The sequence below is a fragment of the Microcoleus sp. Pol14D4 genome, assembly GCF_036701245.1.
GTDB lineage: Bacteria > Cyanobacteriota > Cyanobacteriia > Cyanobacteriales > Microcoleaceae > Microcoleus.
Genome location: NZ_JAUBQM010000047.1, coordinates 1 through 16,064, shown reverse-complemented (window position 1 = coordinate 16,064; position 16,064 = coordinate 1). Strand labels below are relative to the sequence as shown.

The following is a 16,064-nucleotide window of genomic DNA, read 5'->3' as shown; positions in this document are numbered from 1 at the left end:
ATGCTTAAGCCAAGTAAACCGACAACCAAAGCTCCGACTGTACTCGATCTCTTCTGCGGTGCAGGTGGGATGAGTTTAGGTTTTCAAAATGCCGGCTGTGAGATTCTAGGGGGTATTGATAAAAATCCCCATGCCATCAGAACCCATCATAGAAACTTCCCTAACTGCCAGCTTAAGCTGGATGCCAAACCAATCGAATCCATTACTGATTTAAGTGAACTGGGTCTACAGCCCGGAGAAGTTGATATTTTAATTGGCGGGCCGCCGTGCCAAGTATTTTCAGTAGTTGGCAAAGGCAAAATGAGGTCTTTAGGCAAGGATATAGAAAACGATCTTAGAAACTTTTTATACAAAGATTTTATTAGATTTATTGAATATTATAAACCTAGTTTTTTTGTAATTGAAAATGTTAATTATCTGCACAGCCACTGGATCTTCCCTATTTTGATAGAAGATTTGGAAAAAGGACTGCACAAAAAAGATGGGGACTATCCAGGCTACAATGTTAGCTCAAAAATTTTGGTGGCTTCAGATTACGGCGTACCTCAAATCAGAAAACGCCTGTTCATCGTCGGGCGGCGCCAGGATTTAAATCTAGATTTTAAGTTTCCCGAACCGAATACAGCTTCTCCTATTTCTGTGGGAGAAGCTATTGAAGATTTACCGCAATTAGAGCCTAAATGTCTGTCCTTGAAAACAAAAAACACGGCACCAAAGCAAGTTGACTCTGCCACAGATTACAAGTGCGGGCCACAATCCGAATATCAAAAGTTGATGAGAAGCCAATCTGACACAACAGTAATGAATCATCTTTGTCGCGCTCACAATGACAAAGATTTGTATATATTTAGCATCATGCCTCAAGGAGGAAAATATAAAAATATACCTGACGAGCTTAAACGCTATAGCGATCAAATTTTTGAGGACAAGTACAGACGATTGGAATCGCATAAACCGTCGTGGACGCTAACTGCACATATGCAGAAAGACTGTTTAGCTTATATTCATCCAACTCAGACTAGAAGTATTTCTGTGAGAGAGGCTGCAAGACTGCAAAGTTTCCCAGATCGTTTTGTATTTGATGCACCTATGACTAGAATGTTTGAGTTAGTTGGTAATTCTGTGCCGCCTCTTTTAGCTGAGGCTATCGCCAAACCAATTGTCGAGCAAGTACAAGCTTACCATGCAAGTTTTTAGCTCAATTATTCCTACCATTTATAGGCGAAACAGATGCGAAATTAAGCAGGCTGTCAAAGCACTTAGAGATAGTGCTAACCTCGGCATCGCGGAGAACAATACCCAATTCGTAATTTTGTTTCATGCCCCGCATACTTAAATTAGCAGAACCAATCAGAGCAACTGAGCGATCGACTACAATTAGTTTTGAATGCAATTCCTCAACCGAGTCATTAAAGTTATAAACTTGACAATAAGGATAAATTTTCACTAAATTGAAAAAATATTTTTGAATGTCTTGAGGCTGCTGGTGAAAGCGATTAATAATTACTTCAAACTTGATGCCGCGCTTCAGACAATCTTCAAACTCTGCAAGGATTTCGTCAGCACCACCGGTTACAGAATACGCACACAGTAAAACCTCGCTTTCTGCATTTCTCAACATATCTGTCAATGCCGATCGAACAGAGCGGACACCGCTCCCCATCCAAGTCAGTCCAGTAACTACTGTTTGAGCTTTCACGGTAAATTGTCCAGTAACAATCGCCTGTCTAGTAAAGTATTCCTGTGCTCGCAGGAAGTTTCAGAAATTAACTGGCAAGCATAGCAAGCAGCACCGTTTACCTTGTCTTCTCCAAATTTTTCCTCAATGCAAATGGGGTCATTAGAACAAGCATCTACATTGCGAAGAGCAGATTTAAGGATGCGATCGAAATGGGGAACTAATCCAATTAATCCCCCCAGCGTGCCGTCGCCGCCCGACTGTGCTGTGTAAAGTAGCAAGCCTCCTGCTGTTTTATTGTTAGTTGTGCAAGTATAAACTCGTTCTCTAATGGCCGCAGAAGAGTAGCCAGAATCAACAGAAAGTGCTGTGATTAAACGGTGAGATAGCGTGTGCCACCAGACAAACACAGGATGTAAATATTCCTCTCTAGTTCCTGGCATAGCCCTTATTTGTCTGTATAGTTCGGGTGAATTGTAGGCCGCTAGCCAGGGCTGGTATGCTTCTCCCTGTACAGGAAAGTGTTCGGAAATTCCTTTAGGTTCTTCATCAGATATAAAATCTATAAAAATCCCTTCGCCAAATAACTCAACGCCCGGATGCCAAGCAATACTTTCATTAGGTGGCAGGTATTCAACTGGGACAATTCTAGGCTGATTTTCTTCATTATCTGTATCAATAGGTCGCGTGTAGCCAATTTGTACCATCACCACTCGCAACCTACTAAGGGGTGTTACCCTCAACGTTCGACCTGAATCTAAGCTGAAGTTTCTAACATTTTCTATATACACTTCAAATTGATTCGGGCCGCCTGGTTTATCAGCTCTCTGAGGTGGCGCACCATAACAAGCAGCATTCCGCAAGCTAATAAATTCATCTTGTCTGAGTGTCGCTTCTGTCAAGTCTCTAGGATTATCTATTGCGCCTAAAATGTCATTAATTGCTCCTCGTATTTCAGCTTCATCATATCGCTTAATAGTTTCAGCAGTTGTAATATCTAGACGATTTCTTCTGACTAAATTGTTCAATTTTTGCATAAGCTGGTCTTTTGAGTCTATACAGTCCTCGCTGAAGATTGTATCAAGAATTACTCGCCTTTGAAGTAAATTGTGTAAAGCGGTGTCAAGAGGAGGAATTGTGAGTGCCGATCGAATTTCAGAAACTCGCAAGTTAGCAGCACCGCGTTGAATTATTTTAGCTGTTCTTGCACAAGCTCCACCGTCTTCTGAGCCTCGTTCTAGAAATCTACCTCTACATGGAAATCTTCTAGAGTAAGCACTTCCAAAATTTTCCCTAGCATCACAATTTGGACACGTAATCTGAATGTTTCCGATCGCACCTCCACCGCCTTCCCATTTGTAGAAGTTGGAACCCAAACATTTACCTCTGTGTCTCATGAGCGAACCCCAAGGAACTTCATCTAAGTGTCCGTGAGAGCAAGCTAAAACAAAACGCACAGCTTCTTCGCGAGATTTAGCCCATACTTCTCCCCAATTATTGGTCGGACGCTGTTGGTGACATTTGGGACAGCCAATTAAAGACTGAGGTTCGTATCTGTAGAGAATGCCGTGAGTAGGGCACAGCGACCACCTCGGAAAATAGTAGGCATTATATACCAGCCGATTTTCTTTGCATCCTAATTCAGCATTAGAGGGAATCCGAAAGATTTTTTTGTTATTGAGTAGAGTTTGTGAAAGTCGCAGGTCTCGAATTTCATAAGCATCAGGATGAATATTATCAAATAGCCCGGAGTGGCTGGGAGCAGCGATAACAACCGGACCGTCTGGCGTTTCCAGAATGCTGCTCGGCCCAAAAGTTGTAATGTACTGTGAAGGCCGCAGAGATTGACCTTTGGCTGCCATAAATTAACCTCGTTGATTTTTTTGGTTGGACTGATTGGAGCGAATGCTGCCAAAGCGTGTCATTCCTTCTACTTCACGCAGTGACTGGGGAGCATTCCGATAGACGACTGTAAAGTTTCGTTCTTGGTGTTGTTCGTCTCCCAAAACAACGGGTGCAGTCGGGTCTTTGTCAATTGCATACTCTTGATAAACAAGATTGTTCTCATTTTCTGCGACTGTTTGCCAGCGGTCGAATCCCCCTCGCACTTCGCGATCGACCTGATCTTCTGGCGGGCGGCGGATTGGCAGTTGAATTTGCGATCGCCTGTTAATTACTTGATTAATTCTCTCTAACTCTGTCGCTGAGTTGCGATTATTTTGCATGACAGAAGCATTGGTTTTTGCCACCCATTCAGGTGCAACTGGTACACCCTGAATTTCTCTCGCTTGCCGCAGTAATGCCACTGCTACCGGCCCCATGCCTCGCTCTCTAGCCCTAGCAGCGAATGGTGTGACTGTAATCGGTTCAACATAGCGGTAAATTGCCCTGTGATACCCAGTAAAAAACTCGTAGTGGTCTAAGTCTCTCGGACGGCTAGCTCTAAAGAAAGTAATGACTAACCCTCCTTGAGAACGACCGACGCGACCCGTAGCTTGAATGTAGGATGAAGTGGTTTTGGGTTGACCGTTGACTATCATTAAACCCAGGCGATCGATATCAACACCTGTCCCAAACATTGATGTACTTAAAACAATATCTTTAGCTTCTGGCAATTCTTGTCCCAGGCTGGTTAATAACCCCGGCAATTCAGTAGAATCCTTACGGCTAGAAAGCTCAACTTCTTCACCTAATTCTCGTTCAGTAACTTCTCGACTACCTGCCACATACCTCAGTCTTTCAGGAATATCTTGACGGTAAAGGGTCAAAGCTCCTGCTAACTCTCTAATCGCATTGAAATAGCCCACCAGCGTCCAAAAAGGATCGCAATCTGTATCATTATATTCTGCTTGTCTCAGTTCCCAAATACTTTGGAGCATTGATGAATAAAGCCGAACGAGCGGAGTTTGAGCGCCTTTGCCGGGAGCACAAACTCCAACATAAAGGCGACCGCTAGGATGCCGAGAGTTTGCGTCAGTATCTATCGGGTGAACATTCGCTGGCGTTCTGGCGAAAAAGCTATCTGCTGCTGACAAGCTAAGAGGTGGAAATTGAAAAACACTGCGATCGAACAGGCATTGTATTTGCGATTGAGACTGCCGTACTGTTGCTGTAGAAGCAATATATTTCGGGCTGACAATTTTACCCCCACACATTTGTTCGCATAAAGTATCGACTGCTGTTTCGTAAAGCCCTACCATGCTGCCTAGCGGCCCTTCAATCAAATGCAGCTCATCTTGAAGAATTAAATCTGGCGGTAAAAGCGGATTCACATCTTTTTGTTGTTTTTGAGGAGTTTTAGGCTCAACTGCTGCATTCGCACGATAGTAACCTTCTCTGCTGCAATAGCGATTAATGTTGCCAAAAAGCGATCCTGCTCTTGGCTCAAACGCTAAACGGGCAAATTTATCAACTGTAGCAACCAGCAAAGAAGGAATTCGAGAATAAATTTGGTCATCCGCTGTAAAAGCTGATATTGGTATTTTTAAAGAGTAACAATTTTGGGAAAAAGCGTCTATTGGTTTTTCCCAAACAAAATTATTAGGAGCATCTAACAGGCACCCTCTATATTGACTGTTAAATTGCAGGGGAACTTTCTCATTCCATTTTTTTTCGTTGTTTAATCCGCACTTGGGATTGGGACAATAAATTTCAAAATTTTCGATATTTTCAGCACCTTGACTTCCTGTATAGGCTTTCTTAAAATAGCCCGACCTGCTGATTCTAAAAGCAACTAATTCAGCATCAATTAAGTGAGGCTTTACTTGATTTTTCCACCAATCATCTAATTTGACTGAAAAAACTCTCGTACTTGCTTTTAAGTTAAAATTAATTGAGAGAGTGATGTAACCTTCAGCGGTACTGTTGTTAGATACAGAAAAAACAGGAGCCTCTGTCATCTCATCTAAAGGAATAACTTGGCTGGGAAGTAATCTGGTGTTGACATCACCTTTCATTACCAAATGAATAGTATGTCCTTCTTGCTTTGTACCCAAACCATCTTTCGGAACAGCCAGAATTGAGCCGCAACAAGGACAGTTAAGAATCTGACCGGGCTCACCTTCCACTCCTCTTTTACCTGCTAGTGCGGAAATTGCACCGGGTAAATAAGTCTTGGTAGGCTTTATAAACTTATCCTTCAGTGCATTGGGCGTAACGCTGCCGCCAACCCACAATCCCGCAGAAAAGCGAGTAGTTCCCCAAATATTACTATCTTTCCAACTGCAATTTTTAGGTCGCCAGCCGACAGGACGACCTTTCCCTAAATTTTCAACTCGCAATACTTCACAAGCAGTAATTAAGCCCAAAGCTCGACGAAACTGTTGAATAGTTAGGAGTCGGAGAGTATATCGGGAGATGACGCTAACACCCTGTCCAGTACGATCGCCATTAGTATCTTTCTGAGACCTCAATCTCCTCAATCCCATCGTAAAAGCAGCTAAACCCAAATAAGCCTCAGTCTTGCCGCCGCCAGTAGCAAAAGCTAGTAAATCGCAAGTTCTGCGATCGGGATGCAGGGGGTTAGCAATTGCTGGAATATTCATCAAGACAAATGCAAGTTGAAACGGCCGCCACCTGAAATCCCTTCCTCTTCCCTTCCAAGATGCCTGCAAATCGATCGCTTTATTAGCCAAGCAGAAAGCCAGTCTAACTTCCTCATTTCCAACAATCAAATCAATGGCTTCTTGCATTCGCAGCAGCGCGCGATCGCAACTTTCTAAGTGTCTGTTACCAGCTCTCAGATATTTACAATCTAACTCATTAACTCTAGCTTGTTGTTGACTTATCCAGACTCCATACCCATCTACAAGAGGTTGAAGAGCCTCGCGCATTGCAGTATGATTCCAAGTTTCTGCGAGTTGTGCCGTGCTGAGTTCTGGTGTCTGTCCTGTTAATTCTAAATTCCAGTCAATTTCAGGAGATTGGATGGGGTAGCAAGGGACATATTCTGTTCGACAGTCAGGCTTTACAAACTGTTGCCCTTGCTGTTCTCCATATTGAGAATCGACAACTTCCCCGTCAATCCACCGCAAGGGATTTTCTCCCTGACAAGGACGTTCGGGGTCTATTTCTTGCCATACAGCAGCGCACAAATGACCCCGTGCATAAGCTTGATACTCTCGATAAATTAGTGCTAATGACTCATCTTCTTCTTCAAGACTTCCCGGTTCGGGAACTTCCGCAGCAGGCTCGAAACTATCGAAAGGCAAAAGCTCTGTATTTTCTGCACAAACCACTCGAATTTGAGGCTGAAAAATCATGTCACTTGTCTCAAACCGTCGCTTTCCCGATTCTTCCATCGAGTCGATCAGACAAGTCTCATTGACTAAGTAAATCGATACTTTGTAAGTATTTTCACCCCGCTTTACGCTGCGAAGACTAATTCTAACCGCGTCTATTTCTGGTATTGGTAAAGGTTCTGCAACAGGAATTGGTTCTGGTGTGAGGTAGCAGTTGGGAATTCGCCTGAAGACTTGCTTGCCGCGCGGATCTTTCTCATCTTTATATCGCGCCCAAGTTGCACAAAAAACTATCTGCGGCTGATGTTCATCAGTAGCCCGAACAATAAAAGAAATCCCCATAGAACGGGGTAGAGATTTTGGGTCTAGAACTGGGGCGGAGGCTGCAACTGGTACTTCTTCCTCCGAGTCGTCATCGGCATATTCGTCTATCCCAGTCCCTAAAGTTTCTGCTTCCCCCTCAATTTCTCTGGCATCTTCCTCGCTGGCATCTCTGGGGATCAGGACACCCGTGATGAATTCGTTGCGGGGTTCTTGATTGCTTGGCAGAACCTCGTAACAAGACTGTCTGGGGCCAAGAATTTCTTGTCTGAGACTCAGTAGCAGTTCTGTGCGTGCTGACACAATTTACCTTCTGATGTTGATCTAGGCTTTGTGAAACAAACGCTTGTACTGTGAAAACTCAGTACAAGCGGTTATTTTTCAGCATATCGCCTTTTTCAGCAATCTGAACATTTTCTATTTTGAACGGGACAGACGGGGCTCGAACCCGCAACTTCCGCCGTGACAGGGCGGTGCTCTAACCAATTGAACTACTGTCCCTCGTTTTGCCGTTTTTTCAGGCACAATTTCTATTATGCCTATAACTTCACCTTTTGTCAAGAGGTTTTTTGAACTTTTATTTGGAAGCCCAAAATTTGAGTCTCTTGCAGCGGACTGAAGTTGTTGTCGCTCACCAAAATCAGACCTCTGCTACCATCGCCTAACACCGGGCAAAATGTCAACCCCTCAATGTTGTCTAGGGGAATTTTCAGGGTTTCCAAATCCAGCAGCAGGCGTTTTTGAGCGGGAGAAACCTCGCCCAGACGGCTTTTGAGGCTTTCGAGCGCTTCAATACGATCGCCCTTTTCCAGAGAAATCTCAAAAATTCTGATAGTTGTGCCGGTTTCCAGGGAGAAAGCACGCTCTAAACTCAGCAAGCGGTTATCGTCGATCGCCAACAAATCCACTAAACCGTTGCTAGTTAATTTTCCCAAAGGATTCGCGCCAGCCGGTAGCGGTTCGGTGATGTAGAGAAACGATGCTTCTGGATTGCCGCTTACGGCATCGTAGCGCAAAATCCGGCACGGACTCCCGGTTTCCAGGGAAGCTACGGCGCCATCTTGAACCAAGGCGTTTTCGGTAGCGGTGAATAGGTATTTGCGATCGGGCGTTAAAGTTAAACTTTCAAAAGCGAGATTGTTGCGGATGCCTTTAGTGCCTTTGTCGTCGGGCAAAAATAGTTCAGGAATTGCCAGCGTTTTCAGGAGTTTACCATCCAGCGAGAACTCTTTGATAAAAGGATTTATTTGGCGATCGACATCTCCCTCAGAAGAAACAAACACGCTGTTGCCAGTAAAAGCTATCCCTTCCGGATCTAAACTTAATTCAGGAAAACCTTTGCCGTTTTCATCTAATAAAGTAGTGACACCAGTAAAAGTAATTTGCTCTTTTTCCAGTTTACCAGATTGCCAGTTAATTTTGAGAGAATAGAAGCGCGCCGGAGCCTTACTGCTGCGGTCATCAGAAATGGCATAATAAACTTGTTTCTCGGCATCATAAGTAATGCCCGAAAGTCCGCCAATTTCCGTCCCCTGAAACTGAGAACCTGTAGGAAATATTGCTCTGCCGATAAAATCTATTTTCGTAACAGCGAAAGATTGAGCTGATTGGTTTGCCCAAATAGCAACAGTTGCTGCTATCAAAAAACAGACAATAAATATAGTTGCTTTTCCTAGCTTTCGCATTTTTCCAATAAATACATTATTACCTATCTTCCTCTTCCCTTTCTTCCTTCGCGCCACGACGAAAGCGGTTCGTTAAATCTAAAAATCACGGCTCATGATTCAGCAAAAAATTGGTCAACCAATCTTTAACCACATAAGTAGCACGACAGTCGTCTTCATTGTAGCGGACGATCGCCTCCAAGAGATCTCGATCGCCAGTTTTGAGCCAATCGTCGTACCAGCAGACGCACTGAGCACCATTAGCCTTAGCATCTCGCCAGTCAAAACCCAGCCAGCGGGCAATTGGTTTGAGTGCGTAACTTTCCACCGGCATAATCGCCTTTTGCGTCACTTGTTTGTGAATATCTACAAACCGTTTCAGTACGGGTTTCCACAAATAAGCTGGAGTATTGTAAAGTTTAGCAAGTCGCTTAAAAGTCTTGACTTCGTAGTCGCAAAAGTGGAAAATCGGAGCAATGGGATAAGCCCACATTAATTCTAAAAATTGCTGCCAGATTGCACCTTCCTCTGCTGCTGATTCTGCTAAAAAACCGTGAAACTTTTCCGTATTGTTGCATCGGTCAACAACTAAGACTCCGTGCAGGTAATCCAAGTTTAACTCTGGTTCCGCTTCAATGTCAAAGTAGAGTTCGATTGGGGCGATCGGCAAAAAGACTGATTGAGAATAGGGAATTGGTTTCTTGCGGAGAATTGGCGCAGGTATAGAAGATGTGGCAGGTTTATTTTCTGTAGTCTTTCCCTGAACAAGATTAACTGTTGCTAAACTCTTCTCGGTAACTTCAGGTATGGTTATAAATTTATTAACTTCTGCCTCTTCCCTTATTCCTTCTTTCTTCACACCTACATCCGTTAAATTTGTTAAATCTCGTACAGTGTTCGCTGCCGAACATCTATCCGTTACATCCGTTACAAAATCCGTTGCCGAACTTCCTTCTTCCCGCAACAGGGGTTGATTTAGCAAGTGCGATCGAGCTTGCTGCACTACATCAAAAGCAACTCTGTCGGGGAATTCTGGATACTCAGCAAGCAGTTCTGAACTAGCACGAGCGAGAGCTTCTACATCAGTAATTTCGAGACTTTTTAGTCTAGCATAGCGGCTGGCAGTAACTCCCGGCAATAAGGAAAGATGTTTAATAGATTCGGCTTCGGCGTGACAGATAGTATACCAACCGCAAAGATTGCACTTTTGCCGGGAAATGAACACCTCTGGTTTATCCCGATTTTCTATCATCTGAATGCAGTCGTCTAAAATCTCGAACATCTGAGGAGTTCGCTGGTCTAGATTCACCTGCCACCACCCTTTTTTTCGCAGCATCAGCCACGCAGCCTCGGGCATTGTTTCCTGCACGGAAGCTAAAACTTGGGCGTGAAAAGCTGCGATAATTTGATACTCTAGTTTGGGTCGCTTGCTAAGCCAAATATCCGCAGTAATATAACTCCAATCGCCAAATTTTGATTGTCCAGGCTGTTTGATTAATAAATGGGGACGGCCGATCAGGGTAATGTTTGAAGAGGGAAGATTGGAGGAGGAAAGATGAACGGGAGTTTCGGGGATTTCGCCAAATTCTGGGAAATATTGACTGTCAATTCCTACCAGAGAAGTTGTGGCGCCGTTGGTTTGGCCGAATTCGCCCTGGATCAGAACTCCTCGGTAAATGCGATCGACCCCTTGCTGCATTAAACTCAATGTAGCGGCCGCGCCGGCTTCCCAATCCCCTCTAGGATAATATGGTTGTTGGTAAGTCTCGTGTTCCAAAGCTTGCTGCTGGTATGCCGCGCTGTCGCGCATCAGTTTCAGCAAAAAGTCGCTGGGGGGATCTAGTTGTTTCCAGTCTCCGCAGGTGTCTAAAAATGCTCGGAGATGGCATCGCTGATAGGAAAGTAGTAGTTTGTCAGTTATTAACATTTAGTATTCGCAAGGCATAGAGTATCAGGCAAAAGGTATAAAATTCACAGCATTAGTTATTCAATATTAACGCTATCAATAATTCCCCAAAAAAAAATGACAAAGGACAATCACCGGCAACAATTCCCAGCTTTGGCCAATAAAGCTTATTTTAACTACGGCGGACAAGGGCCGCTGCCTGAGCCTGCTTTAGACGCGATTTATCAGGCTTACAAACGGGTGCAGCTTGGGGGGCCGTTTTCGGGGGAGGTGGGGGCTTGGGTGGTTCAGGAGGCGATGCTGACGCGACGTGCGATCGCATCTGAGTTGGCTGTACCTCCTGAAACCATCGCCCTAACTGAAGATGTCACCGTCGGCTGCAATATTGCGCTATGGGGCATTGACTGGAAAGCAGGCGACCATTTGCTGCTTTCTGATTGCGAACACCCCGGCATTGTAGCTAGTGTAATGGAACTTCAGCGCCGTTTCAACATTGAGGTTTCGGTTTGTCCGTTGGCGGCTACTTTGAATGAAGGCGATCCGGTGGCGGTGATTGCTGATAGTTTGCAGCCAAATACTCGCTTGTTGGTTATCAGTCACATTTTGTGGAATACTGGCCAAGTTTTGCCTCTGGCTGAGATTGTGAAAGTGTGTCATGAACCCCCCCTAACCCCCCCTTGGCAAGGGGGGGGACAAGAGGATTTATCCCTAATTCAAGGGGGGTTACAAGAGGAATTGCCTGCCAAGAATAAAAAAGTTAGAGTATTAGTTGATGCGGCTCAATCTGTGGGGGTTTTGCCTTTGCATTTGATTGAATCGGGGGTTGACTTTTATGCTTTTACTGGTCACAAATGGTGGTGTGGTCCGGAAGGTTTGGGGGGACTTTATGTGAGTGCTGAAGCTTTGGCAGATTTGCATCCGGTGTTTATCGGTTGGCGGGGAATTGTGACGGATGCTAATGCTAAAGTTCTTGGCTGGAAGTCGGGATCGCAGCGCTATGAAATTGCGACTTCGGCTTATCCTTTGTATGCGGGTTTGCGGAGTGCGATCGCCCTGCAATATGAATGGGGTACGATCGAGGAAAGGTATGCAGAAATTTGCCGTTTGAGTAAGTATCTTTGGGAGCGTTTTTCGGAACTTCCCGATGTGGAATGTTTGCGGAAATCTGCGCCCGAAGCGGGTTTGGTTTCGTTTCGATTAACTAATGGGATGCCGCACAAAAAGCTTGTCGATTTGTTGGAAAAACAGGGAATTATGGTAAGGACTATTCTTAACCCTGATTGTGTGCGGGCTTGTGTTCACTATTTTACAACTGAGGCGGAGATTGATAATTTGGTTGGGGCGATCGCAACTCAATAAAGTTAGCTAGAGAACTTACTTGGCAGCGAAGATGATGAGCTGCCCTGCTTAGCTTGTTAGCTATGACGATTATTATATATACGAGGGGTGCATCCTTTGAATTTTGATGATATACTGTCACGAGCAAGTGAAGAAACGCTAGAGACTCTATTTGGCAGTTCAGCTTTCAGTTTAGTGAAGCTTTTAGATAGTCGCCTAGCAACTCCCACTAATCTGCGTGAAGTCTTGGTGAGTATTTACTCTCGTGAAAGCCTGCTTTTATCAAAAGACACTCGCACTATCCTATTTGAATTATTACGACCCAAACAAGCTGAAATTCTCGCTACAATTTTGTCAGCTTCAGACACTGAAGATGTCTTTCAAGCGCTGAAAGAAGTTAAAATACGTCGCGGCTCAGAACGCGAACGTGCCCTTTTCGACTTTTTTGAATTGGTTGTGCCATCAACTGAGGAATCTGAAGAAACACCCTCATCGGATCTGGCTGCACCTCAATACGCTTTGTTTGCTCATCAGCGTAGTGCAGCAGGCAAAGTCAAACAGTTCCTCCAAAAAGAACCTCGGCGTGTTCTGCTTCATATGCCCACCGGATCGGGAAAGACACGCACGGCAATGCACATTATCGCCGATCGCCTGCGATCGCAAGAGCCTACTTTAGTCGTATGGCTGGCATACAGTGAAGAACTTTGCGAACAAGCCGTCGCCGAGTTTCAACGCGCCTGGAAATACTTGGGCGATCGAGATTTATCCGTCTATCGTTTCTGGGGAAACCACGAACTCGATCTTGATCAGGTGCGGGATGGCATAGTAGTTGCAGGTCTTTCCAAGCTTTACATTCGTGCTAAACGTAGCATTAAATTTATTAACAAATTAGGTTATCGTTCTTCTCTTGTCATTATTGATGAAGCCCATCAAGCAATTGCAGAAACTTACAAGCTAGTCCTCGATTCTCTCGTTTTACCATACGAACACACAGCACTGCTTGGGTTAACAGCTACACCAGGCCGCACTTGGGCAGACATTAGTGTTGACGAAGAGTTAGCTGAGTTCTTTGCACAGCGCAAGGTTACTTTGGAGGTTCCTGGCTACGAGAATCCAGTAGACTACCTAGTGTCAGAGCAATACTTGGCACGAGTAGAATACCGACCTTTGCTACACCAGAGTGGATTGAATTTATCTAATAACGACTTGAAGCGTATTGAAGAAGAGTTAGAGTTACCAAAAAATATCCTGACTCGCCTAGCTCAAAACGAACAGCGCAATCTCCGCATTATTTTGGAAATAGAAGATTTGGCAAAGACCCACAAGCGTATTTTGGTGTTTGCCATATCAGTAGAACACTCAAAACTTCTAGCCGCTGTGCTGAAAGCTAGAAATTGGCAAGCATCCGCTGTAACTGCCAAAACTCCTGCTTCAGAAAGAGAGCGAATCATTGCGAGGTTTAAAGAGGACAGTCCAGAAACTAAGATTATCTGTAATTATGGCGTTCTTACAACAGGATTTGATGCCCCGCGAACCAGTGCCGCCGTGATTGCTCGTCCCACCAAGTCGCTTGTTTTATACAGCCAGATGGTTGGACGTGCTATTCGCGGACTTAAAGCAGGTGGCAATGAGCAAGCTGAGATTGTTACTGTAGTAGACACAGACTTACCTGGCTTTGGCAGTGTTGCCGATGCTTTTAACAATTGGGAAGACATTTGGAGATTAAAATGACGAAACAACATGATATTGTTCCGGTACATTTAGTTGTTCAGGCCATGCGTGACAACGGTTATAAAAACGCTGCCTATGCACTAGCAGAACTGATAGATAATTCTATTCAAGCGAAAGCTACTGGGGTAGAAGTTCTCTGTGCTGAGAAAGAAACTCAGCTAGAACAGCGCCGTCGTTCTCGCATTCATAAAATCGCTGTTTTAGATAATGGAAGCGGTATGGATTCCACTGTTTTGCGAATGGCTTTACAGTTCGGCAACGGAACCTATCTAGCAGAAGACAAACATACAGGAATGGGGCGCTTTGGTATGGGGTTGCCATGCTCTTCAATTTCCCAGTGTAAACGGGTGGAGGTTTGGACTTGGCAGAGTGGTGTAGAAAATGCAATTTACACATACCTAGATTTGAAGGAAATCAAAAACAAGCAGCTTACTGAAGTTCCCGAACCTCAGAAGTGCCCTATCCCTGAGATTTGGGAAAAAGTCACAACAGGTTTTGGAGAGACGGGAACATTAGTTGTCTGGTCAGATATCGATCGCTGTATGTGGAAGACTGGTAAGACAATCATCGAAAATTCCGAGTTCGTGATTGGACGAATGTATCGAAAATTTTTAGATACTCAAGAAGTAGTCATTCGTATGGCAACTTTTGATATTAATGAACCTACCAAAATCATGGTAGAAAAATTTGCACAGCCAAACGATCCGGGTTATCTCATGGCAAAGACTTCTTGCCCAGATCCTTTTGACAAAACGCCAATGTTTGATCCGTGGCCAGAAGAAAACAGCTATGAGACAACAGTTACCATTGAGTTTCGTGACCACGATCACGAAGTAAAAATTCGTTTTTCTTATGCTAAGGAGGAAGCTCGGCCAGGAAAGAATCCTGGTAATCTTCCGCATGGAAAGCACGCTGCTAAGAATGTAGGCGTTTCAGTAGTTCGTGCAGGGCGTGAATTGGAACTAGACGAGTCTTGGGCACAGAAAAGAGCTACAGAGCGATGGTGGGGGGTCGAGATAGAATTTCCCCCAACACTTGACGACTTGTTTGGGGTCACTAACAATAAGCAATCTGCCCGTAACTTTTCAGAACTGGCGAATCTAGATATCGAATCCATGCTAAGAGATGGAAAAACAATTATTGAACTAAAAGAAGAACTAATCCAAGAAGGAGACCCCAGAGGCCCATTAATAGACCTTGCTTATAAGCTCCATAAAAATATAGCAACTATGAGAAATCAGATTAATGCACAAACGCCTGATTCACGCAGTGGACAAAAGCGGCATCAAGGCTCTTTGGCCGAGAAAGTGGCAACTGAGGTGACAGAAGAACGGAAGAAAGAGGGACACCAAGGGCAGAGCGACAAGGATGAGTCACTTCCTTTAGAGGAGCGAAAGGAAATTATTGAAAGCAAATTAATAGATAGAGGTGTTCTGCCATCTGAAGCTGAAGAGTTAGCTGCAAAAACCGTTTCTGATGGTTTGAAGTACACTTTTAGAAAAGCAGATATAGAAACTGCTGCTTTTTTTTCTGTTGAAAGGGGAGGAGGTGCAATTATGATATTTTTGAACGCTAACCATCCTGCCTACAAAAACCTTGTCGAAGTTTTAGAAGAAGAGGTAGAAGGCGTAGATCCTGAAACACTTCGCTCTCGTCTAACAAATTGTCTCGAAGGTTTGAAATTGTTACTGATGGCTTGGGCGCGGTACGAGGATGAGCAACCGCTTGGAAAACTACGCAATAAGGCACAGGAAGCTCGTTTTGATTGGGGACGGGTGGCTCGACAATTCCTTGAAAGTGAGGAATAACTGAAGGCTCTATCATTGTTTAACTAGGGGTTAGGGGTTTACCATTAGTGGCAGATATTGTGCCACTCTGTTTACCCACTTCCCAAAGTCAACCAGTTAATCATATTTTGCATGAACCGGAAGAAGTGCAATAAACCAGAGACTCATAAGTTCGATCGCCCCTTCTCTAATACACCAAAGGACGATCGACTTTTCACCTCAATTAATCTGAACTCACGCACTCAATTAGTATAGCCAGGGCGGGTTTATCTAGATTGTTTGTGAGGCTCAAATATTATCTGTAAAAACCGCCCCTACAGGCCTGTAGATACTGTCTTGACCTGTCAAGGGGTAGCAGTCAAATAATTAGGATCGAAAGGCTTTTGGGACTTTAAAATC

The 16,064-nt window shown here is 44.3% G+C and carries 9 protein-coding genes and 1 tRNA gene; 4 read left to right on the top strand and 6 right to left on the bottom strand.

Going from position 1 to position 16,064, the window contains the following annotated elements; genetic code table 11:
- Entirely contained in the window at window positions 1-1,197 is a 1,197-nt protein-coding gene (locus QUA33_RS17365; RefSeq protein ID WP_333149778.1) for a DNA cytosine methyltransferase, read from the top strand.
- A gap of 1 nt (window position 1,198) precedes the next feature.
- Here QUA33_RS17365 and QUA33_RS17360 read toward each other — a convergent pair whose 3' ends face one another.
- From QUA33_RS17360 to QUA33_RS17335, 6 genes are all read right to left on the bottom strand, one after another.
- Window positions 1,199-1,699 (bottom strand): phospholipase D family protein, encoded by a 501-nt coding sequence (locus tag QUA33_RS17360; RefSeq protein WP_333149776.1) that lies wholly within the window; start codon window positions 1,697-1,699, stop codon window positions 1,199-1,201.
- Window positions 1,696-3,540, bottom strand: a complete 1,845-nt coding sequence (locus tag QUA33_RS17355) for a DUF1998 domain-containing protein (protein WP_333149774.1) — start codon at window positions 3,538-3,540, stop codon at window positions 1,696-1,698. The genes QUA33_RS17360 and QUA33_RS17355 overlap by 4 nt, the downstream gene beginning before the upstream one ends.
- A 3-nt stretch (window positions 3,541-3,543) precedes the next feature.
- Window positions 3,544-7,542, bottom strand: coding sequence for a DISARM system helicase DrmA (gene drmA / locus QUA33_RS17350; protein ID WP_333149772.1), 3,999 nt, complete (start codon window positions 7,540-7,542; stop codon window positions 3,544-3,546).
- A gap of 124 nt (window positions 7,543-7,666) precedes the next feature.
- A tRNA-Asp gene (locus tag QUA33_RS17345) sits at window positions 7,667-7,740 on the bottom strand.
- 56 nt (window positions 7,741-7,796) lie between these two features.
- A complete protein-coding gene (locus QUA33_RS17340; RefSeq protein ID WP_333149770.1) occupies window positions 7,797-8,924 on the bottom strand; it encodes an esterase-like activity of phytase family protein in 1,128 nt (375 codons plus the stop codon).
- Between the two features lie 85 nt (window positions 8,925-9,009).
- Window positions 9,010-10,830 carry a TM0106 family RecB-like putative nuclease gene (locus tag QUA33_RS17335; RefSeq protein ID WP_333149768.1) on the bottom strand — a complete coding sequence of 607 codons (1,821 nt, stop codon included), beginning with the start codon at window positions 10,828-10,830 and terminating at the stop codon, window positions 9,010-9,012.
- Window positions 10,831-10,926: 96 nt separating this feature from the next.
- On the opposite strand from QUA33_RS17335, the gene QUA33_RS17330 reads away from it, so the two are divergent.
- The 3 genes from QUA33_RS17330 to QUA33_RS17320 all read left to right on the top strand — a co-directional run bounded on the left by QUA33_RS17330 (window position 10,927) and on the right by QUA33_RS17320 (window position 15,686).
- Complete coding sequence (locus QUA33_RS17330; protein WP_333149767.1) at window positions 10,927-12,168, top strand: aminotransferase class V-fold PLP-dependent enzyme; 1,242 nt, start codon at window positions 10,927-10,929, stop codon at window positions 12,166-12,168.
- Window positions 12,169-12,264: 96 nt separating this feature from the next.
- Entirely contained in the window at window positions 12,265-13,878 is a 1,614-nt protein-coding gene (locus tag QUA33_RS17325; protein WP_333149765.1) for a DEAD/DEAH box helicase, read from the top strand.
- Window positions 13,875-15,686: an ATP-binding protein gene (locus tag QUA33_RS17320; protein WP_333149763.1), complete on the top strand. Its 1,812-nt coding sequence runs from the start codon at window positions 13,875-13,877 to the stop codon at window positions 15,684-15,686. The genes QUA33_RS17325 and QUA33_RS17320 overlap by 4 nt, the downstream gene beginning before the upstream one ends.
- Window positions 15,687-16,064 lie beyond the last annotated feature (378 nt).